General features: G+C 48.6%; 14 protein-coding genes. 6 read left to right on the top strand and 8 right to left on the bottom strand.

The features are described from left to right. Window positions 1–106: 106 nt before the first annotated feature. The 8 genes from CRO03_RS13230 to pspA form a co-directional block, all read right to left on the bottom strand. Window positions 107–448, bottom strand: coding sequence for a 4a-hydroxytetrahydrobiopterin dehydratase (locus CRO03_RS13230; protein WP_097112106.1), 342 nt, complete (start codon window positions 446–448; stop codon window positions 107–109). Window positions 449–456: 8 nt separating this feature from the next. Continuing rightward, window positions 457–1,257, bottom strand: coding sequence for a phenylalanine 4-monooxygenase (gene phhA / locus CRO03_RS13225; protein WP_097112105.1), 801 nt, complete (start codon window positions 1,255–1,257; stop codon window positions 457–459). A gap of 174 nt (window positions 1,258–1,431) precedes the next feature. Beyond that, window positions 1,432–2,625, bottom strand: coding sequence for a trans-sulfuration enzyme family protein (locus CRO03_RS13220; protein ID WP_097112104.1), 1,194 nt, complete (start codon window positions 2,623–2,625; stop codon window positions 1,432–1,434). A 115-nt stretch (window positions 2,626–2,740) separates the two neighbouring features. Continuing rightward, entirely contained in the window at window positions 2,741–3,751 is a 1,011-nt protein-coding gene (locus CRO03_RS13215) for a TIGR01620 family protein (protein WP_097112103.1), read from the bottom strand. Continuing rightward, the gene (locus CRO03_RS13210) at window positions 3,748–5,133 is read right to left on the bottom strand and encodes a YcjX family protein (RefSeq protein ID WP_097112102.1); all 1,386 of its coding nucleotides are present in this window, start codon (window positions 5,131–5,133) and stop codon (window positions 3,748–3,750) included. The genes CRO03_RS13215 and CRO03_RS13210 overlap by 4 nt, the downstream gene beginning before the upstream one ends. 10 nt (window positions 5,134–5,143) lie before the next feature. Then, complete coding sequence (gene pspC / locus CRO03_RS13205; RefSeq protein WP_097112101.1) at window positions 5,144–5,557, bottom strand: envelope stress response membrane protein PspC; 414 nt, start codon at window positions 5,555–5,557, stop codon at window positions 5,144–5,146. After that, a complete protein-coding gene (pspB, locus tag CRO03_RS13200; protein ID WP_097112100.1) occupies window positions 5,550–5,786 on the bottom strand; it encodes an envelope stress response membrane protein PspB in 237 nt (78 codons plus the stop codon). The genes pspC and pspB overlap by 8 nt, the downstream gene beginning before the upstream one ends. A gap of 25 nt (window positions 5,787–5,811) precedes the next feature. After that, window positions 5,812–6,489, bottom strand: a complete 678-nt coding sequence (gene pspA / locus CRO03_RS13195; RefSeq protein WP_097112099.1) for a phage shock protein PspA — start codon at window positions 6,487–6,489, stop codon at window positions 5,812–5,814. A 182-nt stretch (window positions 6,490–6,671) separates the two neighbouring features. On the opposite strand from pspA, the gene pspF reads away from it, so the two are divergent. The 6 genes from pspF to CRO03_RS13165 are packed head-to-tail and all read left to right on the top strand — an operon-like array spanning window position 6,672 to window position 13,068. Continuing rightward, window positions 6,672–7,766, top strand: a complete 1,095-nt coding sequence (gene pspF / locus CRO03_RS13190; protein WP_097112098.1) for a phage shock protein operon transcriptional activator — start codon at window positions 6,672–6,674, stop codon at window positions 7,764–7,766. Beyond that, window positions 7,763–9,400 carry an ABC transporter substrate-binding protein gene (locus CRO03_RS13185; RefSeq protein ID WP_097112097.1) on the top strand — a complete coding sequence of 546 codons (1,638 nt, stop codon included), beginning with the start codon at window positions 7,763–7,765 and terminating at the stop codon, window positions 9,398–9,400. Before pspF ends, CRO03_RS13185 begins: the two co-directional genes overlap by 4 nt. After that, on the top strand, window positions 9,397–10,413 hold the full coding sequence (locus CRO03_RS13180) for an ABC transporter permease (RefSeq protein WP_097112096.1): 1,017 nt from the start codon (window positions 9,397–9,399) through the stop codon (window positions 10,411–10,413). The genes CRO03_RS13185 and CRO03_RS13180 overlap by 4 nt, the downstream gene beginning before the upstream one ends. A gap of 1 nt (window position 10,414) precedes the next feature. Further along, window positions 10,415–11,308, top strand: a complete 894-nt coding sequence (locus tag CRO03_RS13175) for an ABC transporter permease subunit (protein ID WP_097112095.1) — start codon at window positions 10,415–10,417, stop codon at window positions 11,306–11,308. Further along, on the top strand, window positions 11,309–12,301 hold the full coding sequence (locus CRO03_RS13170; RefSeq protein WP_097112094.1) for a peptide ABC transporter ATP-binding protein: 993 nt from the start codon (window positions 11,309–11,311) through the stop codon (window positions 12,299–12,301). It abuts the gene before it with no gap. Then, complete coding sequence (locus CRO03_RS13165) at window positions 12,301–13,068, top strand: ATP-binding cassette domain-containing protein (protein ID WP_097112093.1); 768 nt, start codon at window positions 12,301–12,303, stop codon at window positions 13,066–13,068. The genes CRO03_RS13170 and CRO03_RS13165 overlap by 1 nt, the downstream gene beginning before the upstream one ends. The last annotated feature ends 37 nt before the right edge of the window (window positions 13,069–13,105 follow it).

Genomic DNA, 13,105 nt, shown 5'->3' with positions numbered 1-13,105 from the left:
GGCACGGCAGGACGCGGGTTAAACGGCGTATTTTCAGGGAAGGCAAACCAACAGAAAGGGAGCGCCAATAACAGAAGGTTATTGGCGCAGAATCAGAATATCAGGGTTAATCAGCCAGTAAACTATCAGTTTTTGCTGCACAGATAAAATCGTTTTTGTGCAGACCTTTGATCGAATGTGACCACCAGGTCACCGTCAGCTTGCCCCACTCAAGTAACAAGGCAGGATGATGGCCTTCATCTTCAGCCAGTTGCGCAACTTTGTTGTGGAACGCCCAGGCTTGCTTAAAATTTTTAAATTTATATAACCGCTCAAGTTGCAAGATACCGTCACGGGATACCGGGGTCCAGTCCGGGATTTGCCGCATCAATTCCGGCAATTCAGCATCAGAGACTTTTGGGGCGTCTGCCTTACAGGCTTCGCATTTCATTGCAGTTAATTCAGTCATTCCAGTTCCTAACTTGCTTGTTTTTGTTTAGGTTCAAATCGCGGTGCATGCAGCCCCAGAGCCTTGGCTTGTTCAACCAGTGTCATCATGTCTAAATGAGCGACATCAAATAAATCGTCGATGTCGTTCAGTAAAAAGTAAATCGGCTGCATGATATCTATCCGGTATGGGGTTCGCAGAATATCAACAGCATCGAAGGGTTTACGCTCTGGCGTGTCAGATTCCAGGGCATAAATTGTTTCGCCCGGAGAGGATAAAATCCCCCCACCGTAGATCCGTAAGCCATCAGCCGTTTTTAATAAACCAAACTCAATGGTGAACCAGTACAACCTGGCCAGAAATACCCGATCCTGCTTGCTGGCGGCCAAGCCTATTTTGCCGTACATATGGGTAAATTCAGCAAAAGCCGGATTAGTCAGCATAGCGCAATGACCGAAAATTTCATGGAAAATATCCGGTTCCTGCAGATAATCAAACTCTTCGCGGGAGCGAATGAACGTCGCTACCGGAAAGCGCTTATTGGCCAGCAACTCAAAAAATTTATCGAAACTTATCAACGCCGGGACTTCTGCACATTCCCAGCCAGTAGTCGCACGTAATACTTTACTCACTTCTTCCAACTGCGGAATACGGTCGGTTGGCAACTGCAACTTTTCCAGTCCGGCCAGAAACTCATTACACGCTTTGCCCTCAATCACACCGAGCTGGCGGGTAATCAGTTCGTGCCAAATCTGATTATCTTCGTCTGACCAGGCAATAATACCATTGTCATCCGACTGTTTGGATACATACTGACTTGTCTTGCTCATTATACAACCTGTTGCAAATAGCTTAGCGGCTCAGGCCGCTTTATTGGTAGACCGGATACTAGAGGATAAGACTATGACTGTGTATCGTGAGCTCACGAAAAGCCCTGTAAAGCTGCGGCTACTGTCGTAAAGTTAAAGTTACAACCACTGGCAAGGCCGCAGCATTGCAGGGGTTCAGGCCTGTTGCTGCATCTTTTCAAGTGCCTGCTCTAAATCAGCGATAATATCAGCAACATGTTCTAAGCCTACCGACACCCGGATAAGGCCATCACTGATCCCTGCCATTTGCCGTTCTTCCGGCGTATAAGGGCTATGTGTCATAGAAGCAGGATGTTGAATAAGGGATTCAGCATCGCCAAGACTTACCGCCAAACTTAATAACCGGCACTGATTAATAAAAAAACGGCTTTGTTCAAGGCTGGCATTCAGTTCAAACGCCAGTACGCCGCCCGCCCCTTGCATTTGCTCTCCTAAAAAACGATAGCCGGGATGGCTGGGCAGGCCAGGGTAATATACCTCTTTCACAGCCGGGTGCGCCTGTAAAAACTCAGCGACCTGTTGCGCATTCTGACAATGACGCTCCATTCTCACTGCCAGGGTTTTTAAACCCCGGATGATCAGCCAGGCATCGTGTGGACTGATGGTCGCACCCATATCTTTTAACGTGGTCATCTTTATCGTGGCAATTTTTTCACTGTCAGCCACAATAATCCCGGCGACTACATCGCCATGGCCATTCAGGTACTTGGTGGCGCTGTGGATAATAATATCTATACCAAACCGGCCTGGCTGCTGCAGCAGTGGGGTTAAAAAGGTATTGTCGACAACCGAGATCAGCTTATGTTGCTGGCAGAACTGGCCTAAAAACGCCAGGTCGAGCACGACCAGATTGGGGTTTATTGGTGTTTCAGCAAATAACATTTTGGTATTGGTTTTAAGCGCCGCGGCTACTGCAGCATGGTCAGTCATATCGACAAAACTGACCTCAATACCATAACGGGCAAACATATGATTAAACAAGGCAAAGCTACAACCATAAATCGCTTTACTGGCAATCAGGTGATCGCCATGCTGTAAAAATGCCATGGTACTGGCGGCGACTGCGCCCATGCCGGTCGCAGTTGCAGCGGCATCGTCCATCCCTTCCAGAGCAGCAATTTTTTGCTCCAACTCGCGAGTGGTCGGGTTGCCCAACCGGGTGTAAATATACCCTTCCTGTTCGCCGGCAAAACGGGCAGCCCCCTGCTCGGCATTATCAAATACAAAAGTTGAGGTCTGGTACAAAGGTGTGGCCAAGGTGCCATGTTGATTCTTTTCTTTACCCGCGTGAATACACAAGGTATGCGGGTGAACATTTTTAGTATGCATGAGATAACTGCGTAAGGTAATTAAAGACCCGCACAGGTTTAGCAGAAATCTCAATTTTTGGAAGCATGCCAGACATCTTGCAGTCTGGCCGTTACAAATTTTCTTATAAAATTTGTCAACTTTCGCTGGCAGTGTTTTGTCCACGCAAGCGCTGAATTAAACTCTGACTCAGTTTAGCAACATTAATCCGCTGTTTTTCAGCCAGCGGCAGCGGCCGTAACTGTTGCATAGCCATATTACCCAGCCGCGCAACAAGCATACCGGCAATAACCCCATGCCCTGCTCTGGCCGATAATTTGGCGGTCAGTTCGCTACTCATGACATCTGATGCCATATCCAGTGCTAATTCGCTGCCACCTGCCCAGAGTATTGCCGCTAAGGCACGTTTTAACATAACCAGGCTACGCAACTGGCCCACCGGTGCGCCATACAGGGCGGCAAGCTGACGAACCATCCGGCTGCTGCGCCAGACCACCATTAACATATCTATCAATGCAAACGGAATTACTGCCACGGCCAGACTGGTATCAGTGCCTGCCCGCCAGACTATTGCTTTTGCCTGGGTGTCCAGTGGTTCAAGTACTATCTTGTCAAGCAACTGTAGCTTTTCCAGATCACTATGTTGGGGTTGGGCCGCCTCCTGCCATTGCTGAGCAGTAATGTGTAAGGTCGGTGTGGCAGGTAATTGCCTGATAATGTCCTGACATAACACATCGGCCTCGCCATACTGAACGCTTTGCGCAATGCGCGCTGCGCTGCGCTGCCAATAGCTGTTTTGCTGCAGCCGTCGCCATAACCGCCATTCCCGCCATAGCAGCCAGAGCGCCACAACAAGCACTGCTGTACTCAACAGACTAAAAATCACGCCCTTTAGCGTGTTTTGCTGCCAACTGATGACTAACGTATCTACCCATTGCCAGCAAGCAAGCACCACCAGGCTGAACAATGCCAGCCAAATTAACTTACTTAATACTGCAGGTTTTGCTGTCAGCGGCTCTGCAACAGCTTCAGGCTCACTTTGCCAGTCGGCATAATCAAACTCAGCCCGGGCTTTTAACACAGGCTTTGCCTGCTGAGGGCCTTGCTCGCCGGAGCTAAAAAACTGAGCGGGCTTTAACGGCTTCATCGTAACTTATCTCCCAACAAAAACTGTAAGGCATGATCCATCCGGATATGCGGCAGGTTGGCGTTCGCAGCCAGTGACAACGGCAAAAATGATGGGAAGCTGAACTTATGACTGGCAAAGACAGTGTCATCCGGCACCTCGGCCGGAACATCACCGGGGAATAAACTGATTTTGTTACCGGATTCACTATCTATCCCCGACAAACAAACCTGTTTCTGGCCACTTTGTTCAATATAACCTGTCTGACTGGCGCTTAGCGCTGCCAACGCCATCGCTTCGGTCTTTGCCAGCTGATAAGTCGTCTGCTTCAGCGGCTGGCGCAGCAAATTCTGCAGCAACAGAGTCAATGCCTGGTGCTGCTCAGGTGTAACGTGATCAGCCTTACTGGCGGCAAATAACACCTTGCTGATTTGTGGTTTAAACAAACGTCGTAACAGACTGGATGGCCCATAATTGAAACTCTGCATAATCAGCTGCAGCGCCTGACTTAGCTCCTCTGTCGCAGCAGCCCCGGCATTCAGGGCACTTAAGCAATCTACCAGCACGACCTGGCGATCCAGCTGCGAAAAGTGCTGCTTATAAAAGGGTTTCACTACATAGTCACGATAACTTTGATAATGGCTGGTCAGTTTTGATGTCAGGGCAGTGTGTTCTGCCAGCTGTTCAGGCAGTAGCGGCACTAACTGCAACATAGGCGCACCTGCCAGCTCACCTGGCACTAATAAACGGCCAGGCTGGTTTAAATAGGTTCCGGCTGTACTACTGAATTGCTGTAACAGTTTTTTATAGGCGTCAGTTAACGCTTGCAGCTGACTTTCACTGGCATCAGTCAGGTCGGTATCAACAAGCAGGTGCTTAAATTCAGCCGCCAGTGCCTGGCGATGCGGCTTAGCAAATAATTGCCAGCTGAACTCGCACCACTGCTGATAATCAAGCTGCAACAGCGGCAAATCCAGCAGCCATTCACCCGGGTAATCAACAATATCCAGCTCCAGTTCGCTGTATGATTGCAAGTGAGAACGCAGCCCCTGGCCTGCTTTATAGCGCAGTGCCAGGCTGAGTTGGCTCCAGCCCGTGGTGGAAGGTGGCCACTGTGGCTGTTGTTGCTGTAAAAAGCTCAGGTTATGTTCAAACGGAAAGCGCGGTATGGTCAAAGCCTGTTCTGCAGCCAGTCTGCCTCCCAGATACCGACCTTGCTGCACCACGCCAAAAAAAGGCAGATTTTGCGGGCTATCGCCCTGAGTAAGTTGATGAACCAGCGAGGTAATAAAGGCAGTTTTACCTGCCCCACTTAAGCCTGTAACACCCAGCCGGACATGCCGGTCCAGGGCGCGGTGGCGTAATTGACGACTTTGATGCTGCAGCTTATCAAGCCAGCTCATAAAGCTCCGTTTATAAGTTATTAAATTCCCGGTTCAACTGAAAGCGGCTTGATGTTACATGGCGTTCCATATCCTGCAGCCTCAGTTCCAGACTATTATAGCGATTCGCCAGATGTTGCAAGGCTTGTTTTGGTGGCTCACCGCGCTGCCATACCCGGGTTTTAACCTCAACACTGGGCTCTTCCGCCGCTGCAACGCCGCTGGACGACCGCTTAGCTGCAACGACTGACTTTTTTTCAAGCACCATCCAGCCGGCAATATACAACGCCGGCACAAACCAGCCTACACCAAGAAAAACGGCAGATACGGTGACTAACCGTACCAACCAGGTTTCCCAGCCAAAGTAGTCAGCTACCCCGGCACACACCCCGGCTACTTTACCATTCACGTCATCACGTAGTAATTCCCGTTTTGGCTTAGTCATGTTGGTTTCTCCACTGCGGGCTTTCGGCATCTAGAATCGCTTCCAGGGTATGAATGCGCTCGGCCATTTTCTCTGCCCGGGCCGCCAGACTGTTCAACTGTTGTAGCTCAACATCGGTTAAGCCCTGCTGAATTTTACCCTTGCTGCGATAATGCATAATTACCCATAAGGGTGCCACAAAGATCATGAACAGGATCAGTGGCACAAAAATTAACTCATGAATATCCATTTAGCTGCTCCTGCGACGCCTGAAATCAGGCGTCTCCTTTACTGGTTTTTTTGGTGACTTTGGCTTTTAACTCAGCAAGTTCGCCATCTATTTTATCTTGCGCCGCCAGTTCTGCAAACTCGTCTTTCAGGCTTTTCTTGCCCAAATCATAAGACTCGACCTGCGCTTCCAGCGAATCAATTTTCTGCTCATAGCGTTCAAACTTATACATCGCATCATTGATCCGGTTGCTATCAAGTGACTTTTTCACTTCCAGCCGGTTCTCAACCGTGGTGCGACGCATCAGCATAGATTTCTGGCGGGCTTTAGCATCGGCCAGCTTTTCCTGCAGCTGAGACACTTCATCCTGCAATTTACTGATATGTTCGTCCAGTACTGCAATATCACGCAGTAATGCCTCAGCCTGTTCAGCGGCTTTTTGTTTTTCAATCAAGGCAGCGCGGGCCAGATCATCGCGATCTTTACTTAGTGCCAGCTCAGCTTTCGCCTGCCAGTCTTCCGCTTCACCCTGCAGTCTGTTGACGACCCGTTGCAAATCCTTTTTCTCGGCAATTGTCTTGGCAGAAGAAGAACGTACTTCTACCAGCGTATCTTCCATCTCCTGAATAATCAGCCGTACCATTTTTTCCGGATCTTCGGCTTTATCCAGCAACGAATTGATGTTTGAGTTCACAATGTCTGAAAAGCGTGAAAAAATACCCATCTTAGTTACCTCTGTCTGTTGATGTTATTACGCTATTGCTTATTCAGGTTTCTTGCCAACTTTGTAAATTATCATAACGTATTAATTTTTAATAATTTTATTTATTTCAAACAAAAGCTTTAGCTCCTGCGGTTTATGAAATACACTACTTATTAGCCAAATTAACTACTTAGTAGCTGCCAATGAATAGAAAATACCAACAAGATAACCTGATTGGCCAGGCCAATAGTTTTCTCAATGTGCTGGATCAGGTGTCGCAACTGGCACCACTGGATAAACCGGTGTTAATTATCGGCGAACGGGGCACCGGTAAAGAGCTGATTGCCGCCCGCTTGCACTTTCTTTCTCAGCGTTGGGATCAGCAATACCTGACTCTGAACTGTGCCGCACTCAATGAAAACCTGCTGGAGAGTGAATTATTTGGTCACGAAGCAGGTGCTTTTACCGGCGCAGGTAAACGGCATGAAGGCCGGTTTGAACGGGCAAACGGCGGCACTTTATTTCTGGATGAACTGGCTAATACCCCGGCACTGGTGCAGGAAAAGTTACTACGGGTCATTGAATACGGTGAATTTGAAAGGGTTGGTGGCAGCAGGCCGGTGCGGGTTGACGTCCGGTTAGTGTGTGCCACTAACGAAGATTTACCCTCGATGGCCGAAAACGGTGAATTCAGGGCAGACTTACTCGACAGGCTGGCCTTTGATGTTATTACCCTGCCGCCCATGCGCGAACGCCGGGAAGATATTTTGCTGCTGGCCGAACATTTTGCAATGAATATGGCCAGAGAACTTGGCTTTGAACTGTTCAGTGGCTTTAGCGAAAAGGCGAAAAACACCCTGCTTGACTATCACTGGCCTGGTAACGTACGGGAATTAAAAAATGTGGTAGAACGTAGCGTATACCGTACCAACAATCCTTATGTACCAGTGCACCATATCCAGTTAAACCCTTTTGAATCGGCATACAGGCCAACCCAACGTATCAAAACCCGGCCACAAACGACACAGAAAGCATCGGAACCGCTGGCACCTGCAATTAATTCTCCGGATAATAGTCAGCTGACGACTACCGGTACTCCTGCAAATGACCATATTGATTTCAGTAGCGGCGTCGATTTCAAAACCCTGTCGCAGGATTTTGAAGTGAAATTAATTAAAGATGCACTCAGTGCCAGCCAGTACAATCAGAAAAAAACCGCAGACTTACTTAACCTGACCTATCATCAGTTACGTGGTTATATGAAAAAGTATCAGTTGCTGGAAAGTCAGCAGGGATGAATTTGACTATCAATAATTTTCACTACCCGATGTCCCGCGGTGCAGTACTGGCAGCTTTGCTGCTGATTGCCGGCTGTCAGCCACAGTTGCCTGAAACAGCACGCAGTGGCCTGGTATATTGCTCTGAAGGTTCTCCGGAGAGTTTTAATCCACAGCTTGTCACCTCCGGCACCACTATCGATATTATCAGCCAGCAGTTATACGACAGGTTGGTCGATATTAACCCCGACAACGGCGATATTATTGCTGGCCTGGCCACCGACTGGCAGGTCAGTACGGACGGTACCAGTTATCAATTTACCTTGCGGGATGATGTCAGCTTTCACACCACCCGCTACTTTTCGCCAGGCCGTAACTTTAACGCCGACGATGTGGTGTTTACTTTTAACCGGATCACCGACCCACTGCATCCGTTTCATTTGCAAGGTGGCGGGGTTTACCCATACTTTCAAAGTGTCGATTGGGCCGGCCTGGTAAAACAGGTAGAGGCGATCGATAGCAGTACTGTTGTTTTTGAATTGCAACGGCCTGATAGTTCGTTTTTATCAAATCTGACAACTGATTTTGCGGCAATTCTGTCGGCAGAGTATGGTCAGCAACTACTGGCTGACAAACAGCCGGGCCAGATTGATCGCTTACCCATTGGTACCGGCCCGTTCCGTTTCAGAGAGTACCAGAAAGATATTCTGGTCAGGCTATACCGTAACAATGACTATTGGCGTGGTGATACCCAACCTGAGCAATTGGTATTTGATATTGTGCCAAACAACGCCAGACGGATGGCTAAGTTGTTCACCCACGAATGTGATATCGTTTCCTATCCCCGGGTTGCGGAGTTAGAACTGATTGCTGCCCGACCAGATGTAACAGTACAGGAAAGCACCAGCATGAATGTCGGCTTCTGGGCGTTTAACACTCAGAAGCCGCCTTTTGATCAACTCGCAGTGCGACAAGCACTGGCAATGGCGATCAACCGGGCTGCTATTTTGCAGGCGGTATATTATGGCCAGGCAACGCCAGCTTACGGTATCTTACCGCCGACATCCTGGGCCTACAATGATGGTCTGCCAGCGCCGGTTTACTCACCAGCGAAAGCAAGGACATTGCTGGCAGAAGCGGGTTATCCAAATGGCTTTACGATGGATATCTGGGCTATGCCGGTGCAGCGTTTATACAATCCCAATGCGCTTAAAATGGCTGAGTTAATGCAGGCCGATTTGGCCCAGATTGGCGTTAAAGCCAATATTGTTTCGTATGAATGGAACAGCTTCCGGCAGAAATTAGGCAACTTTGAACATGACTCGGTATTAATTGGCTGGGCAGCAGATAACCCCGACCCCGATAATTTTTTCCGCCCGCTGCTTAGCTGCGCGGCAAGAGATAGTGGCAGTAACCGGGCTAACTGGTGCGATCCGCTGTTTGATGAAATTATCAGTAAGGCCTTGTTAACGGCCAATCAGCAACAGCGTCGCGCCCTGTATTTAACTGCACAACAATATTTGCATCAACAACAGCCTTTGGTCGCCATTGCCCATTCCCAGCGCTTTCAGGCGATAAGTAGCTCAGTGAGCGGTGTAACTATTAACCCTTATGGTGGAATTTCCCTGCAGCACGCAGCAAGGGTTGAACCATGACCCGCTATCTGCTCCGACGCCTATTTTTGATGGCATTTGTTTTTCTGGCGCTCAGTTTGCTGGCGTTTAGTCTTAGTTATTTATTTCCCGGCGATATTGTGCAAAATCTCAGTGGATTGCGGCAAATTGACGACAGCCAGCGCCAGCAACTGATTAGCTACTATCAGCTGGACCACAATATTCTGCAGCAATATCTGGCTTTTTTAACCAGGATTGCCCATGGCGATTGGGGCCAGTCTTTTGCCAGTCAGCAACCTCTACTGCAAGAAATACAACTACTCTTACCCGCGACGCTGGAGCTGGCTTCCTATGCCTTATTGCTATCTTTTGTGATTGGCATTCCACTGGGGATCGTAGCAGCGTTTAAACCGGACAGTTTTGTTGGAAAATCCATTTCTGCCATTGCGATGGTCGGCTATTCGCTACCAATATTCTGGTGGGGTTTATTATTAATTATGTTTTTCTCGCTTGCTCTGGGTTTGTTGCCATCCGCCGGCCGCATTGGTGTGTTGTACGAAATCCCCCATAGCAGTGGCTTTATGCTGTATGACATTTTACTGGCAGACATTGACTATCGCAGTGAAGCGCTTTACAACGCACTGCAACATTTGCTGCTGCCAACTATTGTGCTGGCAACATTCCCAACCACGGTAATGATCAGCTTTGTCCGCGACGCCATGCTAAATGTCTGGGAACAAAACTACATTAAAACCGCCAGAGCAAAAGGGTTAAACCGCGGTCAGGTACTTTATCGCCATGGCCTGCGCAATGCTCTACTACCTGTAATTCGCCAAATCGGACTACAATTCAGTACGCTGATTACCCTGGCAATGCTGACTGAAGTCATTTTCTCCTGGCCAGGTATCGGTCGCTGGCTGATTGATAGTATTTACCAACGCAATTATCCGGCGATTCAGGCCGGCCTGTTAGTTATATCTACCATGGTGATCACCATCAACATGCTAACAGAAATTTTGCATGCCTTTTTTAACCCGTTAGCCCGGCGAGGTTAGGATGAGCAAGTTCAGGTTATACCTCGAAGAAAACAACCGCTCTCCGCTTAAACAACTCTGGCGTGAGTTCAGACGACAACATTCTGCAATGACCGGGTTGATTTTGTTTATCAGCTTCTTTGTTATCAGCTTGCTGGCCCCTTTTGTTACACCACATGATCCATATTTACAAGTTGATGAGTTGTTACTGTTACCGCCCTCCTGGAGTGCAGCAGGCCTGGTACAATATCCGTTTGGCACCGATGACCTTGGCCGTGATTTACTGTCGCGGATGATTAAAGGCACAAGCTATACCTTTGGATTTGCGCTTATCACCGTCGCCGGTGCCCTGCTAATGGGGCTGTTACTCGGCGCCCTGGCCGGCATGAGTAAAGGTGTTAAGTCCAGCATATTTAACCATATCCTCGACTTAGCATTAACAATTCCGTCGTTGCTGCTGGCGATCATTATCGTTGCTATCATTGGCCCGGGTTTAATGAATACCACCTGGGCTATTATGCTGGCGCTGTTACCACAATTTGTACATGGTATTCGCAATGCGATTGATGAAGAGTTAAAACAGGATTATGTCGTTGCCTACCGCTTAGATGGCGCCAATGACTGGCACGTATTCAGCAGGCTTATTTTACCTAATATCTGGGAGAAACTGACCATTATGGCCACTATGGCTATTTCTACTGCTATTTTAGATATTGCAGCGCTGGGCTTTCTCGGTTTTGGGGCTCAGGCGCCACTTTCTGAATGGGGTGCCATGATTAGCGATTCTCTTGACCTGATCTATCTGGCACCAAGCAGCGTGGCCATTCCCGGCTTACTTATTTTTACTGCAGTGCTATCCGTTAATCTGGTAGGTGATGGTTTAAAAACCGCAATATTAAAAAGGCGGCAAAGTTAAATGTTATTGCTCGATATTAAGAATCTGACCATTGAGCTGGAAACCGCCGATGGTCTGGTCAGAGCGGTTGACAGAGTTAGCCTCAGTCTGCGGGAAGGCGAAACCCGTGGTCTGGTAGGTGAATCAGGCTCTGGTAAAAGTCTGATAGCGAAAGCCATCGTAGGGGTGCTTAATCGCCGCTGGCTGGTAACGGCTGACCGTTTTCATTGGTTAGGCAAAGACTTGTTGCGACTAACCCCGGAACAGAGACGGCAGGTTATTGGTCGGGATATCGCGATGATATATCAGGAACCGAGCCGCAGCCTGGACCCCACTGCAGTAATTGGTGATCAGCTTGAAGAGGCGATTCCGGATCATCTGCTAACTGGCCCGTGGTGGCGTCGCAATGCCTTGCGACGTAAAAAAGCCATTGGTCTGCTGCATAAGGTCGGGGTACGCGATCATCAACGGGTTTTGCAAAGTTACCCTTATCAATTGTCAGAGGGCATTTGTCAGAAAGTTATGATAGCAATGGCAATTGCCAAAAATCCAAAACTACTGATTGCCGACGAACCCACTACAGCATTGGAAAGCACAACCCAAGCCCAGCTGTTTCGCTTACTTGCCAGCTTTAACCAGCTAAAAGGCATGTCAATATTACTTATCAGCCATGAGCTTGAAAGTGTGGCGCGTTATACTCAGAAACTTAGCGTTCTGTATTGCGGACAACTGGTTGAAGCCGGTGAAACCAGTCAGGTACTGCAAACACCATTACACCCCTATACTGACGCCCTGATTAAAAGTGTGCCGGAATTTCAGCCGGACTTAGCGCCCAAAACGCCGCTTTATGCGTTGCCTGGCAGTATTCCTACCTTACAGCATGTGCCGATAGGCTGCAGGCTGGGTCCACGTTGTCCCAATGCCCGTAAAGAATGTGTGAAAACACCAGCACTGGAACGTCAACAAAGCCACTATTTCAGCTGTCATTTTCCATTAACGACTAAGGGCAGCTGATGAGCGACTTACTCGAAGTACAGGCACTAAGCAAAGGCTACAGTAAACAGCGGGGCTGGTTTGGCCGGCAGCAGATCACTGCACTTGATAACGTCAGTTTTACCCTGGCAGAAGGCAAAACCCTGGCAATTGTTGGTGAAACAGGCTCGGGTAAAAGTACTCTGGCTAAGTTACTGGTTGGTATTGAAAAGCCAGATAGTGGCCAAATCCTGCTGGCTGGCCAGCCAGTGCAAATAAGTCACTATAAAAAATATAATCATGTTATCCGCTTTATCTTTCAGGATGCGGGCCGTTCATTAAATCCTTCACAAAAAGTCGGTCAGATGCTGGAGGACGTTTTATGCTTCAGTACTGTACTGGATCAGCAACAGCGGCGTTACAAAATTGCTCAGACATTAAAATTGCTTGGCTTACTGGATGAACATGCTGAATATTATCCGCATATGTTTTCAGGTGGCCAGCTGCAGCGGGTAGCCCTGGCCAGGGCACTTATACTAGACCCTAAGCTACTTATCCTCGACGAAGCGCTGACGGCGCTTGACCCGACTTTACGGGCACAAATTGTTAATTTACTGCTGGAACTGCAGCAAAAGTCAGGACTGGCCTATTTGCTGATCAGCAATCAATTGCGCCTGGTCCGTCATATCAGCGATAGCATTCTGGTATTACATCAGGGCAACGCGGTCGACTATGGCACTACAGCTGAAGTGTTTGCAGCGCCAGAGCACGAATATACCAGAAAGCTCATTAACAGCTCTGGCGGTTAGCCGCTAGCTTGCTGGCAAGAGAAGCTGCTTAAAAATA

This window comes from Arsukibacterium tuosuense, assembly GCF_900215315.1.
In the GTDB taxonomy this organism is placed as follows: domain Bacteria; phylum Pseudomonadota; class Gammaproteobacteria; order Enterobacterales; family Alteromonadaceae; genus Alishewanella; species Alishewanella tuosuense.
The sequence above is the reverse complement of the archived record's forward strand: the minus strand, read 5'-3'. Positions and strand labels throughout refer to the sequence as shown.